A 19,565-nucleotide genomic window follows, 5' to 3' on the forward strand; every position below is an offset into this window, starting at 1 on the left:
TGTGGCGGCGGATGGTAGCAAAAGCCATTTATGCGCCTAAATAACCATACGGAAGGTGGACTGCCTGTTTCGGGTATAAAGCCCCGCGTTGCGTGCCCGACGAGGGAAAGGCTAGAGTGCCGCCTCCTTTACAAGCCAATAACGGGGAAATGCTCGTGGAAATCGCCTGTCTCGACCTTGAAGGTGTGCTGGTTCCTGAAATCTGGATCGCCTTCGCCGAAAAAACTGGAATCGAAGCGCTCAAGGCCACCACCCGCGACATCCCCGACTACGACGTGCTGATGAAGCAGCGCCTGCGCATCCTCGACGAGCACGGCCTGAAGCTGTCCGATATCCAGGAAGTGATCGCCACCCTCAAGCCGCTGGACGGCGCGGTGGAGTTCGTCGACTGGCTGCGTGAGCGCTTCCAGGTGGTCATCCTTTCCGACACCTTCTACGAGTTCTCCCAGCCGCTGATGCGCCAGCTGGGCTTCCCAACCCTGCTGTGCCACCGCCTGATCACCGACGAGACCGACCGCGTCGTCGGTTACCAGCTGCGCCAGAAGGACCCGAAGCGCCAGTCCGTGATCGCCTTCAAGAGCCTCTACTACCGCGTGATCGCCGCCGGCGACTCGTACAACGACACCACCATGCTCTCAGAGGCCCATGCCGGCATCCTCTTCCATGCCCCGGAGAACGTCATCCGCGAGTTCCCGCAGTTCCCGGCGGTGCACACCTACGAGGACCTCAAGCGCGAGTTCCTCAAGGCGTCCAACCGCCCGCTGAGCCTCTGAGCCCAGCCATGAAAAAGCCCGCGCAAGCGGGCTTTTCTGTCTCTGGCCCCTGGCCTACAGCGCTTCCAGGGTACGCAGCAGGACCTGGACCTTGGTGATCGACTCGCGGTATTCCGCCTGCCAGTCCGAGTCGGCCACGATGCCGCCGCCGCCCCAGCAGCTCGCCTGGCCGTCCTTCATCAGCAGGGTGCGGATGGCGATGGAGCTGTCCATCTCCCCCCGTACGTCCAGGTACAGCAGCGAGCCGCAGTAGATCGAGCGGCGCGTCGGCTCCAGCTCGTCGATGATCTCCATCGCGCGGATCTTCGGCGCCCCGGTGATGGAGCCGCCGGGGAAGCTGCCCGCCAGCAGGTCCAGCGCGTCCTTGCCCTCGGCCAGCTCGCCGCGAACGGCGCTGACCAGGTGATGGACGTTGGGGTAGCTCTCCAGCGCGAACAGCTCCGGCACCCTCACGCTGCCGATGCGGCAGCTGCGCCCGAGGTCGTTGCGCAGGAGGTCTACGATCATCAGGTTCTCCGCGCGGTCCTTCGGGCTGCCAAGCAGGTCCTCGGCCTGTGCCAGGTCCTCGTCCGGGGTCAGGCCGCGCGGGCGCGTGCCCTTGATCGGGCGGGTCTCCACCTGGCCCTGGCTCAAGCGGATGAAGCGCTCGGGGGACAGGCTGACGATTGCACCGGCTTCCAGCGCCAGGTAGCCCGAGAAGGGCGTCGGACAGGCGCCGCGCAGCGCCAGGTAGGCGCCCCAGGGGTCGCCGTCACAGGGAGCCTGGAAGCGTTGGGTGAAGTTCACCTGGTAGCAGTCCCCGGCACGGATGTAGGCCAGGATGCGTTCGATGCCCCGACGGTAATCCGCCTCGCTGATGCTGGCCGCGAAGGGTGCCTTGAGGCGGAAGGCGCCTGCTGGCTGCGCTGTCGGCTCGCTCAGCAATTGGATAAGCCGAGTGCGTTCGTCATCGGCGAGTGCAGGGTGGAAGACCAGTTGGCTGGTGCGCCGCTCATGGTCGCTCACCAGTGCCCAGGCATACAGGCCCAGTCGGGCGTCGGGCAGCGCTAGGTCGTCTTGGGCCTGTGCAGGCAGGCACTCCAGGCGGCGGCCGAAGTCATAGGCGAAATAGCCGATCAATCCGCCCGTGAATGGCAGCTCCACGCCGTCCGGCGCTTCGCAGCGCCCCAACTGGCGCAGCGCCGTGCGGAGGCGATCAGCGAAGTCGTTGGCCGATTCGTCGTCGCCCGGCGCAAGTTCTGCCAATGGCCAGGCGCTGAATAGGTCATAGCGTCCACGGCTGGCGCCGGGTCGCCCCGCGTCCAGCAGCACCGCCCCGGGTGCATGGCGGATGCGTGAGAAGCGCATTCCCGGGTCTTCGTGATAGGGCAGGGGGTGTACGAGGCAGTTGGGCATAGGGCAAGGCAAGCAGGGCGACAGCGGATTCTAGGGAAACTCTGAAAAAGTTCCAATTTTGCCTTGTAGCCGTCCCGGACGCGGCATGCTTGCCAGGGTGAAACGGACATTTTCAAGACCGCCCCAGGTACGGCTGTAGAGTCGATGCTAGAGCGATTTCCCAAGTTTACGCAGGAATTGCATTCTGATAATTATGGACAGGTCCCGCGGGGGGAACTCCCCGTCCCACAATGATAAAGACACAGGGATACAGGCCGTGGATGCAGTTCTCGACCCCGCAGCCGGCAGCTTCTTGCGCTCGCAAACGATGACGCCCCAGGCGTCTGCCGGCCATTTGCCACGACCGCAGATCCAGGCGGCCATGGCGGCATACCCACAAGCTCGACTGCTGCTGTTCTCGGCTCCGGCCGGTTTCGGCAAGAGCACCGCCCTGGCTTCGCTTGCCGAACAACGTCGGCAGGCCGGCAGCCTCGTGGCCTGGCTCTCGCTGGGCAGCGAGGACGACGATCCCGCACGCTTCTTCCTGAAACTCAGCCATGCGCTGGACGAGGCCGTGCCCGGTCTGGCCGATCCTGCCCGTGCCTTCCTGCAGAACACCATGCAAGTGCCCGTCGCAGCGGTGCTGGAGAGCCTGCTGGTGGGGCTTTCCGCCCTCGACCAGCCGCTGCTGCTGGTGCTGGATGACCTGCACCTGGTCACCGATGCCGAAATCTTCAATGCCCTGAGCCGATTGGTGAAGCTGGCGCCACCGGGTTTCAGCCTGGCCATCGGCAGCCGCTCCCTGCCGCCGATGAACCTGGCCACCCTGCGGGCCAAGGGCTGGTTGCTGGAGGTGGGGCTTGACGAATTGCGCCTGACCGAGGACGAAACCCGCGCCTACCTGGAGCGCAGTGGCATCGTGTTGGACGCCACCACCCTGTCCGCACTGCACCAGCGCACCGAGGGCTGGATGATCGGCGTGCACCTGGCCAGTCTCTGGCTGCGCCACCAGCCCCAGGCCGCCGAGCAGGTGCAGACCCTGGGTGCCGACCAGGCCGCCGTGGGCGACTACCTGCTCACCTCCGTGTTCGAGCAATTGCCCGCCGACCTGCAGGAGGCCCTGCTGGCCCTGGGCATCGCCAGCCAGCTCAGTGGCGACCTGGCCAATGCCCTCACCGGGCGCAGCGATGGCCAGGCCCTGCTGGAGCGGCTGGAGACCATGCAGCTGTTCCTCCTGCCCCTGGACCGCGAGCGCCAGTGGTACCGCTTCCACCACCTGTTCGCCGACTTCCTCCGGGGCCGGTTGCGCGCCCGCGACCCGGACCGCTTCCAGCAGCTGCACTTCAACGCCAGCCTGTGGTTCACCAACCACCACATGCAGAACCTCGCCATCGAGCACGCCTGCCTGGCCGAGGACCCCGAGATGCTCGCGGCCCTGGTGGACGGCTGCGGCCTGGAGTTGATCAACCGCGGCCAGCTCAACCAGATCTACCGCTGGCGCCAGCAGGTGCCGGACGACATCGCCGCGCGCTACCCCACCCTGGTGCTGGCCGACGTGTGGAACCGCGCCACCGAACTGGCGCTGCCCGAAGCCAACCAGATGCTCGACGACCTGCTCGCCCGCTGGGGCGGGGAGGGCGGCCAGGCTCCCCTCAGCGACAAATACCTGGCAGCCCTGGCGGTCAAGGCTGCCATCGCCTTGCAGAAGGATGATCTCGATCTGTGCGTGACCCTGGCGCGCAAGGTCGAAGGCCACCTGGGCCAGAACGAGGCCTTCCTCGAAGTGGCCATGCTGGTCATCGGCGCCCTGGCGCTGTCGATCCTCGCCCAGCCCGACCAGGCCCGTCGCTTGCTGGCCCTGGCGCAGCAACGCAACCACTTCCTCGAAGGGCGCTACCTCGACATGCAACTGGGCAACGTCGAGGTACTGCTCGCCCTGGAGCAAGGCCAGGTCAAGCAGGCACAGCTGCTCCACGAGCAGATGCGTGCGCGCCTGGTGCCGTTGTTCGACGAACGCTCCCGCGCCCTGGCCCTGCCCGCCATCATCGAAGCGCTGATCGCCTACCATCAGGGCCGGCTGGACGGCCTGGAAGAGCGCCTGCGCTGGGCCCTCGGGCATGTCGACGTGATCAAGCCGATCGACATCTACGCCCAGGGCATGCTGTTCCTCGCCCGTGTCCAGCGCATGCAGGACCGCTCCAAGGAGGCCCAGGCCACCCTGGTGCTGATGCAGAACCTGGCTGCCCGCAACCAGTCCTGGCGCTTCTATGCCCAGGCGGTGGCCGACGAGGTGACGCTGATCCTCCAGGAGCCGGCCACCGACCGCATCAAGCGCGCCGAGCAGCGCCTCAAGACCGTGGACTGGGACAAGCTCGCCGCCGACTACGTCCGCCGCGGCTTCAACCCTGTGCTCTGGACCCAGGGCCTGCTGCGGGTGCGCCTGCAGCAGGCGCGGGGGCACTACAGCGAGGCACTGCACGAGATCAACCAGCTGCGCGCCCAGCTGCTGCCGGGCTGGCACGGCCTGCAGCGCTTGCGGCTCGACCTGCTGGCAGCGCTGAGCTACCAGCGCCTCGGCTACCAGGAGCGCGCCCACAGCCTGCTGGTGCAATGCCTGCTGAGTGCCGAGCGCGAAGGCATCCGCAGCCTGTTCGTCGAAGAGGGCGACGCCATCCGACTGCTGCTGCAACAGCTGGAGGCGGCCGAGCGCCAGCCCTCCCTGCAGGGCTTCATCCGCGAATTGCTGGCCATCTGGCCGGGACAGGACGTACGCAAGGCCCAGGACGTGCTGGAGGAGGGGCTGACCGAGCGTGAGCGCGAGGTCGTGCTGCTGGCCGCCGAAGGGCTTTCCAACGAGGAGATCGGCCAGCAGCTCTCGCTGGCCCTGGGGACCGTCAAATGGCACCTGCACAACATCTACGAGAAGCTCAAGGTGCGCAATCGCACCCAGGCCATACGTCGGGCCCGGGAACTGGGGCTGCTGCAGTGAGCAGCGTCAGCCAGCCGTTCCACCTGCTGCGCACCAAGCTCTACCCGCCGGAAGTCGGCGGGCAGCCGCGCCTGCCGCGCCAGGCGCTGATCGACCGCCTGTGGGAGGCGCGCGAGCGCCGCGTGCTGGTGCTCAGCGCGCCGGCCGGCTTCGGCAAGAGCACCGTGCTCAGCCTGTTCCGCGAAGCCCTGCAGCGCGAGGGCGCGCGGGTCGCCTGGCTCTCCTGCGACGAGTCGGACAGCGAGCCGCAGCGCCTGCTGCAGTACCTGGTGGCTGCCGTCGAGGCGGTGATCCCCGGTTTCGGCGCCAACACCGCCGGCCTGCTCTGCGGTGAGGTGAACTGGCCGGTGGAGGCCATCATCGACGCCTTCGTCAGCGACCTGCAGCGCCTGGAGGGCGAGCTGTACCTGATGCTCGACGACTTCCACCGCATCCGCCACGCCAGTCTGGAACAGGGCGCCCGCCACCTGGTGGAGCGCCTGCCCCGCAACGTGCACCTGATCAGCAGCACCCGCTTCACCCCGCGCAGCCTGTTCGTCGAGAACGAAGCCTTCATGCTCCAGGCCGAGGACCTGCGCCTGTCCCTGGAGGAGACCGAAGCCTACTTCCGCGACGTGCGCCCGCTGGAACTCAGCCGCAGCGAGCTCAAGCAGCTGCACGCGCGCACCGAGGGCTGGATCACCGCCCTGCACCTGGCCAGCCTGGCGCTGGCGCGGCATCCCGATCGCGCAGCCTTCCTCGCCAGCCTCAGCGGCACCGAGCGCAACATCGCCGACTACCTGGCCGAGGACGTGGTCAACAGCCTGCCGGTGACCTTGCAGCAGTTCCTCGACCAGACCTCGGTGCTGGACGAATTCTGTGCCGACCTGTGCAACGCCCTGACCGGCCGGCGTGACGGCCTGGACATGCTGATGCGCCTGCAGCGCGAGCAGCTCTTCGTCATCGCCCTGGACGAGCAGGGCGAGTGGTTCCGCTACCACCACCTGTTCGCCGAGTTCCTCCAGGGGCGCCTAGCGCGACACGGTGACAGTGCGACCTTGCTGCACGCCGCCGCCCGCTGGTGCGAAAGTCATGACCTGCCCGACCGGGCCATCAAGTACGCCCTGAGGGGCCGGGATTTCGCCTTTGCTGCCGAGTTGCTGGAGCGCCAGGGGGCACGGCTGATCGCCGGCAACCGGGTCTACGGCATCCTCTCCATGCTCAAGGACGTGCCGGCGGAGGTGATCCGCGAGCACCCGGTGTTCCAGATCTTCTACGCCTGGCAACTGGCCTTCGAACAGAAGTTCGCCGAGTCCGAGGCGCTGATCGAGGAAGTCAGCACGCGCCTGCTGCAAGGGCGCGGCAAGGTCATCCACTTCGGGCTCGGCGAGCTGCTAGCCGCGTCCCAGGTGCTCAAGGCCCTGGTGCTGCTCTATCAGGACAAGCTGGAAGCCTGCCTCAAGGTGGCCCGACAGTGGCTGGCCATGGTGCCGGACAACCAGCCGGTGTTCCGCGCCAGCCTCGCCTGCGTGCAGGCGGCGGCCTATGCGTTGCTGGGGGAATTCGGTGATGCCGCCGGCTCCATTGCCGCAGCGCGGGAGTGCCTGCGCCTGGTGGACAGCGAATACCTGCACGTCATGACCAGCCTGATCGAGTCGCTGATCTGCAAGGAAAGTGGCGAACTGGAGCGTGGGCGCTCCATCGCCGAAGTCGCCCGGGGCCGTGTCGAGCGCGTGTTCGGCCGCCGCAGCCGGGTCGGTGGACCGCTGGTGCTGGCCTACGCCGACCTGCTCTACGAGCAGGACCGCCACGCGGCCGTGCTGGCCGAACTGCCCCTGGCCACCACCTGGCGCGACGTGGCTACGCCGGTGGAGCTGATCAGCCGAGGCCAGCTGGTGATGGCGCGGGCGCGGTTCTTCGCCGGTGAGTCGGAGCTGGCTCTCAATCAACTGGACGACTGGCTCGCCGGGCTTCAGGGCCCTGGCTACGAGCGGGTCTTCGCCCACGGCATGAGTTGCAAGGTGCAGTTCCTGCTCTGGTTGCGCCGGCCCAACGAGGCCGAGCGGGTCTGCCTGCAGCTGGAGCGCCACCTGGCGCCGTTGTCCCAGGCCCGTTATGCCGACGCCCATACGGTGCTGGCGCTCTCCCAGGCACGGCTCGCCCTCAGTGAGCGCCGGCCGGAGAAGGCCCAGTCCGTGCTGGAGGCCTGCCTGGCGCGGCAGGGCGCGGAACACCAGCGTGACCGCCGCCTGCGCCTGTCGCTGTTACTTTCCGTGGCGTACTGGCGCAAGGGTAACAGCGACAAGGCATTCGCCCTGTTCCAGCCCGTGCTGGAGGAGGCCTGGAACCGGGGCTACCGGCGGCTGTTCCAGGACGACGCGCTCTGGTTGCTGCCGTTGTGGGAGGCCTGGCGTGCTGCCGAGCCCAAGCGGGCCGGGGTCTGGCAGGGGTTGGCCGACAACCTGCGCGAGCAGTGCCGCCGCCTCAACGTCGATCCGGAGACCTTCGACGACAACCAGGACATCAGCCACCGGGAGCGGGAGATCCTCCGTTTCGTGGCGGCTGGCTTGTCGAACCGTGACATCGCCCAGGCGGTTCACCTCTCCGAAGCCACCATCAAGTGGCATTTGCACAACCTGTTCGCCAAGTTGGGCGTGCGCAGCCGCACCCAGGCGGTGCTCAAGGGCAAGAGCCTGGGCCTGCTCAGCGAGGCCTGATGAGATCAATGCGGTAGCGACTCGCCATCCTCCATCCCTTGGATGGGCTGGCAGCCGGGCAGGCGCTCGGTAACGTGGAATCAGGTCGGGGCACCCTGTGTGCTCCGAGTCCAAAGCGGGAGCGCATAGGGAAGCAGCGCCTGCTACGGAGATCGGCCAGGCCGATCCAACTGTCGCCGATGAGGAGGTAGGCGGCAGGCCCCCGGGGCAACCCACCTGTGAGAATCTTGGAGATAAAAACAATGAAAAGCTTCAAACAACTGGCTCTCGCCGCTGCTGTGCTCGCTGCTCCGTTCATGGCCCAGGCTGATTTGAAAGCCATGGATGACTCTGCCCTCTCGGGCGTCACCGGTCAGGATGGCATCAGCATCTCCGGTAACTTCAACGGCACCATCGGCAGCGTCGTCTACACCGACAAGGAAGGCTCCGCTTCCGGCAGCCTGCGCCTGGACACCATCGCCTTCACCGGCTTCAACATCTCCGACAGCGCCCCGATCCTGGTCGACGTGATCGACGGCGGTGCCGGCGGCAACGACAAGCTGCAGATCACCCTGCCGACCATCACCGGTCAGCTCAGCGTCGGCGCCATTCGCATGGGTGATGCCACTGCTGCCAGCATCGGCTCCCTGGCCGTCAACGACATGAACCTGGCCGGCACCACCATCAAGGTCTGGGGTCACTGATCCGCGCGCACGACCTGTAGTCCGGAAGGTCCCGTCGAGCCCCGTCGGCGGGGCCTTCCTTGTCGCAAGTCCTGATTCGGAACGGCAATGATCGAGATACTGGTTGGCAGCCTGCTGGGCCTGTTCGGCTTCACCCAGGCCGTGGACACCAAGCCGCAGCCCCAGGGTTCCGTGAACCTGACGCAGTCGCTCGCGCCCAACGGTCCTTACCGGGAGACCGTGAACATCGAGCCGATGAGCCAGTTGCAGTTCCGCAATGTGATCCGCCAGGCCTACGACTACAGCTGCGGCTCGGCCGCATTGACCAGCCTGCTGGACTACTACCTGGGGCGTAACCTGCAGGAGCGCCAGGTGATGGAGGGGCTGCTGCGCTATGGCGAGGCGGACAAGATCGTCGAGCGGAGGGGGTTCTCCCTGCTGGACATGAAGCGCTTCGTCACCGCCCTGGGCTACAAGAGCGGCGGTTTCCGCGCCGAATTCGAGGACCTCGACAAGCTGGAGCACCCGGCGCTGGTCCCGATCCACTACGGCGGCTTCAAGCATTTCGTGGTGGTGCGCGACGTCTACAACGATCACGTGTTCATCGCTGACCCTGCCCTGGGGAACATCAGCTTCACCCGCACCCGATTCGAAGAAGTGTGGGACCAGAACGTGCTGTTCGTGATCTACCCGACCGGTGCGGAACCGCGTAACGCGATGGCCCTGACCGAGCGCGACCTGCGCCTGGTGGATGACAGGACCATCAGCCTCCTGGCGTTCCAGCAGTTTCCGCAGATCACCAAGTTCACCGAAAACCAGTTGGACGAGTTGGGCTCGGGAGGCGATATCCGTTACTACCGACGCAAGTGAGCGTGCCGTCGGCAGGCCGTCCCGGCCAGTAAAAAGAAGAACCCGCATAAGTTAGAAAAATAACCAGGGGACCGTGCCATGGGAGTGAGGGGTTATGCATGGCTGGCCATGCTGGCGCTGGGCGCCTGCGGGCCGCTGTGGGCCGAGGAGAGCTCGGTGGACGACGCGCGTGAGGCGCTGAGCAAGAAGGACGGTGACGCCGACAGCGCCAAGGCGCTGGAGCAGGTGTTCCAGGCATCGGAGAAGAGCTACACGCTGCTGAAGAAGGGCGAGCGCACGCTCACCTACGGCTTCGACTACTCGCTGACCCGGGATGTGCAGATCGAGCAGGTGCGCACCGGGAACAACGTGTACAGCGTGATCCCGCGCAGCGAGGCCCAGCACACCTTCACCAACTCCTTCACCTTCGACTACGGCGTCTGGGACAACCTCACCTTCAGCGTGCGGTTGCCTTTCATCGCCAAGTACGACACCGAGCGTGACGTGAACGTCTACAGCCTGGGCGATGTGTCCGCCAGCCTGCGCTGGCAGCCCTGGTCGGCCACCCGTGGCAAGCCGGTCACCACGCTGTTCGCCACCCTCGGCCTGCCCACCGGCGAGAGCCCCTACGACATCAACCGCGAGTCGGACCTCTCCACCGGCAACGGCTACTACAGCCTGGGCGTGGGGGCCAACACCTCCTATGTGATCGACCCGGTCGTGCTGTTCGGCTCGGTCGGCTACACCTACAACATGCCGGTGCACAACATCCACCAGAACGTCGGCGGACGAGAACTGGTGGACGTGGATCCGGGCGGCACCCTGTCCATGAGCATGGGGTTCGCCTACGCGCTGTCCTATGACGTCTCCCTGGCCACCTCCTACCAGATGGCCTACAACACGAGCCCTACCTACACCTTCTCCGACGGCAACAAGGCCGAAGGCAGCGAGCAGACCAGCGCGGTCATGAACTTCTCGCTCGGCCTGCGGACCTCGCCGGACTACATCGTCAACATCAACGCCGGCTTCGGCATGACCGAGGACTCCCCGGACGTGATGCTCGGGTTCTCCGTTCCCCTGGACATCAAAGGCCTGAAGGCCCAGTAACCGGCGAGGCGACGACATGACGATGCGTATTTCGCCGCTGGCCTTGGCGCTGGCGGGGGTGGGGCTCGGTTGGGCGGGGGGCGTGCAGGCGCAGTTGGCCAACGACCTGACCATCGGCAACCCCAAGGCCATGGCCATGGCCAATGCCGTGACGGCCGACTCCACCGGGATCGATGCGGTGCACTACAACCCGGCGGCCCTGGTCAAGCTCAAGGGCCGGCAGACCACGGTGAAGGTGATCGCCGGGGTGATGGACATCCGCGCCAAGTTCGATGCGCCCGCCGACTATGGCTTCTTCGGCTACAAGAACGACAGCGTGGCCGGCGCCAGCAGTCGCACCCTCACCCCGGCCATGTACCTGCCCGGCATGGGCGGCATGACCGACATGCCGCTGCTGGCAGCCCCGCTGGCGGGGCTGTCGATCAACCCGCCGGGCTCCAAGTTCACCTTCGCCACCAACGTCTACGCGCCCATGGCGCTGGGCTACTCGCGGGACTCGGACAGCGACCCGGCGCGCTTCCAGGGGCGCCAGGTAGCGATCCAGCGCATCACCTACTTCTCGCCCTCGGTGGGCTATCAGGTGAACGACGAGCTGGCCCTTGGGCTGTCGGTGGGGTTCTCCCACCAGGCCATGGCGCTCAACGAGGACTTCCGCGCACCGGGGATGCTCACCGGCTTGGCGGCCATGGCCCACGACGTGCTGTGCAAACCGGGCCTGGGTGACATGATCGGCCCCATCTTCAACGTCTGCGGCGGGCGCATCGGCCCCTTCGACTCGCTCGCCAACCTGGACCTGGACATGCAGGAGTCGCTGTCGCCCACCTGGAACATCGGCGTGCTCTGGGAACCCACCGACTGGTTCGCCTGGGGCGCCACCTACCAGAGCGAGGCCCGCATGCACCTGCAGGGCAAGTACCGGGTGGACTACTCCAAGGAATGGCAAGGGTTCTGGAGCGGCTTCCAGTCGGCGGTGTTCGGCCAGATCCTCAGCCCGTTGTTCCCGTATGGGCGTACCGATGAGGAGACCGGCAACGCGACGCTGACCATGACCTACCCGGACAATTTCTCCACCGGGATCAAGATCAAGCCGTTCGAGCGCTGGCAGTTCAACTTCGACCTGAAGTGGTCCGGCTACAGCGACTGGAACGACTTCGAGATCGAATTCGACCGCGAACTGGACATGCTGCGCATCGCCAAGACCTTTGGGGGCGGCAAGGCCACGGCCACCAGCATCACCCTGGACCGCGGCTACCGCGACACCTGGAGCTGGGCGGTGGGCGCGCAGTACGACGTGACCGACCGCCTGGCCCTGCGCGCCGGCTACGAGTTCCGCCCCTCGGCCATTCCGGACGACAAGGCCGACGTGCTGGCCCCCATCGGCGATGCCCATCTCTACGGGCTCGGCCTGGGCTACCGCTGGGACAAGGACACCACCATCGACCTGGGGATGAACTACTTCGTCACCACCCAGCGGACCGCCGCAGGCGAGAGCTGCAACATGAACTGCGTTGGCCTGGACAAGATGGTCTACAACCCCTACGCCGGGATGAACGTGGAGACCTCGGTCAAGGCACTGATCATGGCATTCACCTACACGACGACCTTCTGATGAAGACGCTCATCCCCGTCCTGCTCGCCTTCTCCATCCTGCCGACGGCCCAGGCCAGCGGCGGGCGCTACCTGACCTGGATCGACGACAGCGGCCGCGTGCACAACAGCTTCGTCGACGACCGCTACAGCCAGCAGCAACAGGAAGCGGCCCGGCGCGTCAGCCGCAGCGACCTGGAGCGGCTGAAGGAGCAGGGCGCGGCCGGTTGGGGCGCGGCGGGTGGCGAGCAGAAGCGTCGCTACTTCACCTGGGTGGATGCCAGTGGCAACCTGCAGAACAGCTTCTACGCCGCCGGCCAGGTGCCGGCGGGCCAGCGTGACTACCTGCTGCCCAGCGGGCACCGCGCGGGCGAGTACATCGATGCCGATGTGCTGGAAGGGCGCGGCTACTCCCGCCCGGAGAACGGCACCGGTTACTACACCTGGGTGGACGACCAGGGGCGCACCCACAACTCGCCGGTGCCGCCGAAGGACGGCACCAGGGCGGTGGCCAGCGTCGGCCAGCCAGTGGCCTACACCGAAAGCCGCGAGGTGGTGTTCGAGCGCAAGGCGCCGATCCTTCCGGCCCTGGACGGACAACCCAACGAAGCCATGAAGGCCCTGCTGGAAGGCAGCGAGGAGCGCAGTCGCGTGCTCTACCAGGAGCTGGTGGACCAGTGCTGCGGCCAGTTGTCCGATTCGGCCTTCACCGAGCTGTCCACCGAGGAACCGCGCTACGAGGAGCTGAACCGCTTCTCGCCGAGCTTCACCTTCCCCATGGGGCGCAGCTACTACGCCGCCGTGCGCCTGCCGCGCTCGGGGCGGGAGTACGGCTTGCGCATCCGCAGCTTCGCCAATCGCCAGGTGGTCTACCCGTCGATCCTCTTCCTCGACGAGGCCAAGCGGCCGACCCGACTGGTGAGCGATGCGGTGTACCAGCTCCACGGCGAGACCTGGTACCGCTACGCCTACATCGAAGGCACCGTGCAGGTCCGCGCCAACCAGGGCGAGCGCTATGCCCTGTTGCTCACCACCGACGAGGATCGCGCGGTGAAGACCCTGGACAACAAGCCCTACAAGCGCCCGCTGCAGGACCTCTCCCTGAACGAGACCGGCATGCAGGTGCATGAGCACTCGGATGAGGGGGCGTTCGAGCTGGCCATCGTGCGGTAGTGCTTGTCGCTCGGTGGCCGAGTCGCGACCGCCCATGAAAAAGCCCGGCATCGAGCCGGGCTTTTTCATGGGGGCGGGGCGGGTCAGACTTCCGTCGGCCGTACGTTGCCGAACAGCGCCTGGGAAAAGCGCACGCGCTCTTCCGGGGACTCCTGGATGCCCTTGGCCTTCAGCTCTTCGAGGCGTGCCTCGACGGCGTGGGCGCGGTGGGTCAGGCCGCAGTCGTTGGCGATCTGGATGTTCAGGCCCGGGCGGGCGTTCAGTTCCAGGATCAGCGGGCCCTTGTCCACGTCCAGCACCATGTCCACGCCGATGTAGCCCAGGCCACACAGCTCGTAGCAACCGGCCGCCAGCTTCATGAAGCCGTCCCAGTTGGGCAGCTGCACGCCGTCCACCGCGTTGGTGGTGTCCGGGTGCTTGGCGATCTTGTTGTTCAGCCAGGTGCCGCGCAGGGTGATGCCGGTGGCGAGATCGACGCCCACGCCGATGGCGCCCTGGTGCAGGTTGGCCTTGCCGCTGGACTGGCGGGTGGGCAGGCGCAGCATCGCCATCACCGGGTAACCCATCAGCACGATGATGCGGATGTCCGGCACGCCTTCGTAGCTGATGCTCTTGAAGATCGGGTCCGGGGTCACGCGGTACTCGATCAGCGCGCGGTCGCGGTGCCCGCCGAGAGAGTAGAGGCCGGTGAGGATCGAGGAGATCTGATGCTCGATCTCCTCGTGGCTGATGATCTTCCCGGAGACGGTCTTGTAGCGGCCTTCGAAGCGGTCGGCGATCACCAGGATGCCGTCGCCGCCGGCGCCCTGCGCGGGCTTGATCACGAAGTCGTTGCGCTCGCCGATGATCTCGTCGAGCTTGTCGATCTCCTTCTCGGTGGAAATGATCCCGTACATCTCGGGTACGTGGATCCCCGCCTCGATGGCGCGCTGCTTGGTGATGATCTTGTCGTCGACGATCGGGTACAGGTGCCGTTTGTTGTACTTCAGCACGTAGTCCGCGTTGCGTCGGTTGATGCCCATGATCCCTTTGGCTTCAAGGGCTTTCCACGTCTTGATCAGGCCGAACATGGGCTCAGTCCTTCACGAAGGCTTTGAAGCGGAACAGTTCTGTCAGGCGGTAGCCGCGGTAGCGACCCATCGCCAGCATGAAGCCCACCAGGATCAGCAGCACCGCCGGGAAGGTGAAGATGAAGTAGGTCAGCTCCGGCACGGTCATCAGCAGGTGCGCCAGGGTGGCGGCGAACAGCGTACCGATGGCGACCTTGAAGGCATGGCCGCCGCCGCGCTCTTCCCAGGTGATGGACAGGCGCTCGATGGTCATGGTCAGGATCACCATCGGGAACAGGGCGACGGACAGGCCGCGCTCCAGGCCGAGCTTGTGGCTGAGCAGGCTGATCACCGCGATGAGGATCACCACGAACGTCAGCACCACCGACAGGCGCGGGAGCATCTGCAGCTTGAGGTGCTCCAGGTAGGAGCGCAGCGACAGGCCCAGCGCCGTGATGATGGTGAACAGGGCGATGCCGAAGCCCAGTTGGGTCTCGCGGAAGGCGAGGGCTATCAGCACCGGGGTGAAGGTGCCGAGGGTCTGCAGGCCGCCGAGGTTGCGCAGGATGAGGATCACCAGCACGCCGATCGGGATCATGATCATGATCTGGTAGGTCTGCTGGGTCTGCAGCGGCAGGCCGTAGAGGGAGTATTCGAGGAAGTCGGCGTCGGTGTTCTCGTCGGTCAGCTTGGCCAGGCGGATGGCGTTCATCTCGCTGTTGTTCAGGCTGAAGGTCACCTGGGCCTTCTTGCCGCCGTCGACGGTGATCAGCGGCTCGTCGCCGGTCCACCACACCAGACGGTCACCCGGCAGGCCCTGTTGGCCGGTCTCGGGGTTGAAGTAGAGCCAGCTCTCGCCGTTGAAGCTGCGCAGCCAGAGTTCGGGGCTCTGCGGCTGGTCGGCGGCCAGGCGGATGGTGTGCACGCGCTCCATCGGGACGTGGGCGATGGACAGCAGCAGTTCGATGACCTTGGCCTTGTTCGGCGTGCCGGCGTCGCCGCCGAGCAGCAGCTTGACGTTGTCATCGTTGACGTTGTTGACGCGCTTGATGGTCTCGCTGATGAAGGTCTCGACGTCCGCCGAGTGCTGGCGGATGGGCGCCAGCAGGGCTTCGGCGGCGATCTTCTCGGCGCCTTCCACCGGGATGCTGTCTCGGAAGATCGGCCCCTTGTCCTTGGGCTTCTCGCCGCTGTAGCGCTTGGTCAGCACCAGGCGGTAGTAGAGGGTCTGGTTGCCACTGGCACGGCGGGCGGACCAGGTCACCTTGCGGTTGCCGTCCACGCGGTTGATGCTCACGCCGTAGTTGTTGGAGATGAAGCTCTCGTTGAGGCTGACGTAGTCCCGGTTCAGCGGCGGCACGAACATCTGCACCTTGATCGGGTCGCGCGGGCTGGCCTGGAATTCGACCTTGGCGTCGATGTTCCAGAGGTCGTCGGTCTCATCCTCGGTGATCGGGATGCCCTGAATGAAGATCTGGTAGGCCGTTATCAGAACGCCCAGGGTCACCAGCAGGGTGATGAGGACTTTCAGATGCAGGGTAAGAGAGCGCATGTGAGTTACTCGGCAGCGTTTGCGTCAGTGGCACAGCCGGGTTGGCCGGCAGCGTATTTAAGGCTCGGGTCGACCAGTGCATCGAAGCGCTTGAGTGCCTCGGAACCGATCAGGAGCGGGTATTGGAAAGCGCTTCGGTCGGTGAGGTTCACTTCGATCCGCCGCAGGGCGCCGCCCATGCACACGTCCAGCTCGATGACCGGGCGTGCGGTGTAACGGTTGTCGTCTTCCTCGGGGTCGTAGTCGCCGGCACGCCGCTTGATCTTGCTGATGCGCGCCAGGGGGCGCTCGATCGGGTGGGCGTGGGCGTCGTCGATGGCCAGGTAGAAGCGTACCCACGACTCTCCGTTCTTCTTGAAACGCTTGATGTCGCGGGCGCTGAGGGAGGCGGTCTTGGCCCCGGTGTCCAGCTTGGCGGCGATCACCAGGTCAAGGTCGGAAAGGCGGGCGTATTCGTTCAGACCGTAGACGGTCTTGCCGTTGGCGAGGCTGAGGCCTGGCAGGCTCGCCAGGCACAGGAGCAGGGCTAGTGGCTTGTAAGTCATGGGTCCTTGGATGCGGTTCGGGATCCTGATGCCCGGCGCAAGGACCATGGCCCCGGCGTCTGGCGAAAGAGTCTAGCAAGCAAAACGGTGGCGCCTCGCCAGGCGCATGAGGCGCGCATTCTAGCATGTGGGTTTTCTGCGGCGACAGACGGCCCACGCGCTTTGTGAAGGCGGTGGCGCCTTTATATGAATTTTTCGCGACACTCGACCATTGTCGACAATGTGGGTCTTTGGTTTGACAGTAAATGGCCTTGGGCGTACTTTTCGGCCCATCTGAAATTGAATGTGTCGACAATCATGGCTGCCACCCTGGAAACTCCCCTGGCTGTGACCGAAGACTCGGAAACCCTCTCCGAGCACGTCTTCCGTCGTATCCAGGCCGCCATCATCCGGGGCGAGATTGCGCCGGGCAGCAAGATCTCCGAGCCGGAGCTGGCGCGTACCTATGGCATCAGCCGTGGCCCGCTGCGCGAAGCCATCCATCGTCTGGAAGGGCAGAAGCTGCTGGTGCGCGTGCCCCACGTCGGCGCGCGGGTGGTGTCGCTGAGCCCCACCGAGCTGATCGAGCTGTACGAGATCCGCGAGTCCCTCGAAGGCATGGCCTGCCGCCTGGCTGCCGAGCGCATGACCCAGGCGGAGATCGACGAGCTGCGCCGGGTGCTGGATACCCATGAGCGCGATGAGGCCTTCCAGGCCGGGCGTGGCTACTACCAGCAGGAAGGCGACTTCGACTTCCACTACCGGATCATCCAGGGCAGCGGCAACCAGACCCTGACCCGCATGCTCTGCGGCGAGCTGTACCAACTGGTGCGCATGTACCGCATCCAGTTTTCCGCCACGCCGAACCGCCCGCGCCAGGCCTTTGCCGAACACCACCGCATTCTCGACGCCATCGCCGACCGAGACGGCGAGCTGGCCGAGCTGCTGATGCGCCGTCACATCGGCGCCTCCAAGCGAAACATCGAGCGCCACTACGGCTCCCAGAATGGGCAGGACGCGCTCGCCAACCCCTCCCACACCCGAGGTGATTCATGACCCAGCTCTCCGCCGGCCAGCGTTTCCGCCAGGCCCTTGCCGAAGAAAGCCCGCTGCAGGTGATCGGTGCGATCAACGCCAACCATGCGCTGCTGGCCAAGCGTGCCGGTTTCCGTGCCATCTACCTCTCCGGTGGTGGCGTGGCAGCCGGCTCCCTGGGCCTGCCGGACCTGGGCATCAACACCCTGGACGACGTGCTCACCGACGTGCGCCGCATCACCGATGTCTGCGACCTGCCGCTGCTGGTGGACATCGACACCGGCTTCGGCCCGAGCGCCTTCAACATCGAGCGCACGGTGAAGAGCCTGATCAAGGCCGGTGCCGCCGCGGCGCACATCGAGGACCAGGTGGGCGCCAAGCGCTGCGGCCACCGCCCGGGCAAGGAAATCGTCTCCTGCGAGGAGATGGTCGACCGCGTGCGCGCCGCCGCTGACGCCCGGACTGATCCGGACTTCTTCCTCATCGCCCGCACCGATGCCATCCAGGCCGAGGGCGTGGACGCCGCCATCGAGCGCTGCAAGCGCTATGTGGAGGCCGGCGCCGACGGCATCTTCGCCGAGGCCGCCTACGACCTGCCCACCTACGCGCGTTTCGTCAAGGAACTGAACGTGCCGGTGCTGGCCAACATCACCGAGTTCGGCGCCACCCCGCTGTTCACCCGTGACGAGCTGGCCTCGGTTGGTGTGGCCATCCAGCTCTACCCGCTGTCGGCCTTCCGCGCGGCCAACAAGGCGGCGGAAGCCGTGTACACCGCCATTCGCCAGAGTGGCCACCAGAAGGACGTGATCGAGCTGATGCAGACCCGCGCGGAGCTTTACGACCGCATCGGCTACCACGCCTTCGAGCAGAAGCTCGACGCGTTGTTCGCCGCCGGCAAGAAGTAGAACCAGCAAGGTCGTAGGGTGGGCTTCAGCCCACCGTGTCAGCGCTGTTGGTGGGCTGAAGCGGATCGCCGCCCGGCCCACCCTGCTCAGCGCGCAACAGAACAAAAAGACTCGAGGAGATACCGATGAGCACCACCGAAACCACCACTCCGGGCTTCAAGCCGAAGAAATCCGTGGCCCTTTCCGGCACCGCCGCCGGCAACACCGCCCTGTGCACCGTTGGCCGTACCGGCAACGACCTGCACTACCGGGGCTACGACGTGCTGGATTTCGCCAACCGCTGCGAATTCGAAGAGATCGCCCACCTGCTGGTCCACGGCAAGCTGCCCAATGTCGCGGAGCTGGCCGGCTACAAGGCCAAGCTGAAGGCCCTGCGCGGCCTGCCCGCTGGCGTCAAGGCCGCGCTGGAGCAGCTGCCGCCTTCCGCCCACCCGATGGACGTGATGCGCACCGCCGTCTCCGTGCTGGGCTGCCTGTCGCCGGAAAAGGATGACCACAACCACCCCGGCGCCCGCGACATCGCCGACAAGCTGATGGCTTCCCTGGGTTCCGCGCTGCTGTACTGGTACCACTACAGCCACAACGGCAAGCGCATCGAGGTGGAGACCGACGACGACTCCATCGGCGGCCACTTCCTGCACCTGCTGCATGGCGAGAAGCCCCGCGAATCCTGGGTGCGCGCCATGCACACCTCGCTGAACCTGTACGCCGAGCACGAGTTCAACGCCTCCACCTTCACTTCGCGGGTGATCGCCGGCACCGGCTCGGACATGTACTCCTGCATCGCCGGCGCCATCGGCGCCCTGCGCGGGCCCAAGCATGGCGGCGCCAACGAGGTGGCCTTCGAAGTGCAGAAGCGCTACGACAGCCCGGATGAGGCCGAGGCCGACATCCGCGCCCGTGTCGAGAAGAAGGAAGTGATCATCGGCTTCGGCCACCCGGTCTACACCGTCTCCGACCCGCGCAACAAGGTGATCAAGGAAGTGGCCCGCGAGCTCTCCGTGGAGCAGGGCAACACCAAGATGTTCGACATCGCCGAGCGCCTGGAAAGCACCATGTGGGAAATCAAGAAGATGTTCCCCAACCTCGATTGGTTCAGCGCCGTCAGCTACCACATGATGGGCGTGCCCACCGCCATGTTCACCCCGCTGTTCGTGATCGCCCGCACCTCGGGCTGGTCCAGCCACGTCATCGAACAGCGCATCGACGGCAAGATCATCCGCCCGAGCGCCAACTACACAGGCCCCGAAGACCTGAAGTTCGTGCCGCTCAAGGACCGTAAATAACAAT

The 19,565-nt window shown here is 65.9% G+C and carries 15 protein-coding genes; 11 read left to right on the forward strand and 4 right to left on the reverse strand.

Annotation, left to right across the window (positions count from 1 at the left end):
• Positions 1-155: 155 nt before the first annotated feature.
• Positions 156-773, forward strand: a complete 618-nt coding sequence (thrH, locus tag BM198_RS06780; protein WP_044402055.1) for a bifunctional phosphoserine phosphatase/homoserine phosphotransferase ThrH — start codon at positions 156-158, stop codon at positions 771-773.
• Positions 774-827: 54 nt separating this feature from the next.
• On the opposite strand, the gene pabB is transcribed toward thrH, so the two are convergent.
• On the reverse strand, positions 828-2,168 hold the full coding sequence (gene pabB, locus BM198_RS06785; protein WP_074968776.1) for an aminodeoxychorismate synthase component I: 1,341 nt from the start codon (positions 2,166-2,168) through the stop codon (positions 828-830).
• Positions 2,169-2,424: 256 nt separating this feature from the next.
• Between pabB and BM198_RS06790 the strand changes: the two genes are divergently transcribed.
• The 7 genes from BM198_RS06790 to BM198_RS06820 all read left to right on the forward strand — a co-directional run bounded on the left by BM198_RS06790 (position 2,425) and on the right by BM198_RS06820 (position 13,210).
• The gene (locus BM198_RS06790) at positions 2,425-5,136 is read left to right on the forward strand and encodes a winged helix-turn-helix domain-containing protein (RefSeq protein WP_244165675.1); all 2,712 of its coding nucleotides are present in this window, start codon (positions 2,425-2,427) and stop codon (positions 5,134-5,136) included.
• On the forward strand, positions 5,133-7,832 hold the full coding sequence (locus tag BM198_RS06795) for a helix-turn-helix transcriptional regulator (protein WP_044401580.1): 2,700 nt from the start codon (positions 5,133-5,135) through the stop codon (positions 7,830-7,832). Before BM198_RS06790 ends, BM198_RS06795 begins: the two co-directional genes overlap by 4 nt.
• Before the next feature lie 242 nt (positions 7,833-8,074).
• Complete coding sequence (locus BM198_RS06800) at positions 8,075-8,515, forward strand: DUF6160 family protein (RefSeq protein ID WP_044401583.1); 441 nt, start codon at positions 8,075-8,077, stop codon at positions 8,513-8,515.
• 87 nt (positions 8,516-8,602) lie between these two features.
• Entirely contained in the window at positions 8,603-9,364 is a 762-nt protein-coding gene (locus BM198_RS06805) for a C39 family peptidase (protein ID WP_044401586.1), read from the forward strand.
• Positions 9,365-9,442: 78 nt separating this feature from the next.
• Positions 9,443-10,450 (forward strand): flagellar protein FilC, encoded by a 1,008-nt coding sequence (locus tag BM198_RS06810; RefSeq protein WP_044401589.1) that lies wholly within the window; start codon positions 9,443-9,445, stop codon positions 10,448-10,450.
• Positions 10,451-10,466: 16 nt separating this feature from the next.
• Complete coding sequence (locus BM198_RS06815) at positions 10,467-12,059, forward strand: outer membrane protein transport protein (protein WP_208610355.1); 1,593 nt, start codon at positions 10,467-10,469, stop codon at positions 12,057-12,059.
• Complete coding sequence (locus tag BM198_RS06820; protein ID WP_074968780.1) at positions 12,059-13,210, forward strand: MalM family protein; 1,152 nt, start codon at positions 12,059-12,061, stop codon at positions 13,208-13,210. The genes BM198_RS06815 and BM198_RS06820 overlap by 1 nt, the downstream gene beginning before the upstream one ends.
• A gap of 83 nt (positions 13,211-13,293) precedes the next feature.
• Here BM198_RS06820 and BM198_RS06825 read toward each other — a convergent pair whose 3' ends face one another.
• From BM198_RS06825 to rloA, 3 genes are read right to left on the reverse strand one after another with little or no spacing between them, the layout of a single operon-like run.
• On the reverse strand, positions 13,294-14,280 hold the full coding sequence (locus tag BM198_RS06825; protein WP_044401597.1) for an alpha-L-glutamate ligase-like protein: 987 nt from the start codon (positions 14,278-14,280) through the stop codon (positions 13,294-13,296).
• A gap of 4 nt (positions 14,281-14,284) precedes the next feature.
• The gene (gene rloB, locus BM198_RS06830; protein ID WP_044401600.1) at positions 14,285-15,811 is read right to left on the reverse strand and encodes an osmotic stress tolerance membrane protein RloB; all 1,527 of its coding nucleotides are present in this window, start codon (positions 15,809-15,811) and stop codon (positions 14,285-14,287) included.
• A gap of 5 nt (positions 15,812-15,816) precedes the next feature.
• Positions 15,817-16,356, reverse strand: a complete 540-nt coding sequence (rloA, locus tag BM198_RS06835) for a retropepsin-like aspartic peptidase RloA (RefSeq protein WP_044401603.1) — start codon at positions 16,354-16,356, stop codon at positions 15,817-15,819.
• Between the two features lie 297 nt (positions 16,357-16,653).
• Between rloA and BM198_RS06840 the strand changes: the two genes are divergently transcribed.
• From BM198_RS06840 to prpC, 3 genes are all read left to right on the forward strand, one after another.
• Positions 16,654-17,391 carry a GntR family transcriptional regulator gene (locus BM198_RS06840; RefSeq protein ID WP_044401606.1) on the forward strand — a complete coding sequence of 246 codons (738 nt, stop codon included), beginning with the start codon at positions 16,654-16,656 and terminating at the stop codon, positions 17,389-17,391.
• Complete coding sequence (gene prpB / locus BM198_RS06845; RefSeq protein ID WP_074968782.1) at positions 17,388-18,275, forward strand: methylisocitrate lyase; 888 nt, start codon at positions 17,388-17,390, stop codon at positions 18,273-18,275. The genes BM198_RS06840 and prpB overlap by 4 nt, the downstream gene beginning before the upstream one ends.
• 125 nt (positions 18,276-18,400) lie before the next feature.
• Positions 18,401-19,561 (forward strand): bifunctional 2-methylcitrate synthase/citrate synthase, encoded by a 1,161-nt coding sequence (gene prpC, locus BM198_RS06850; RefSeq protein WP_074968784.1) that lies wholly within the window; start codon positions 18,401-18,403, stop codon positions 19,559-19,561.
• Positions 19,562-19,565 lie beyond the last annotated feature (4 nt).

This window comes from Metapseudomonas otitidis (assembly GCF_900111835.1).
In the GTDB taxonomy this organism is placed as follows: Bacteria; Pseudomonadota; Gammaproteobacteria; order Pseudomonadales; family Pseudomonadaceae; genus Metapseudomonas; species Metapseudomonas otitidis.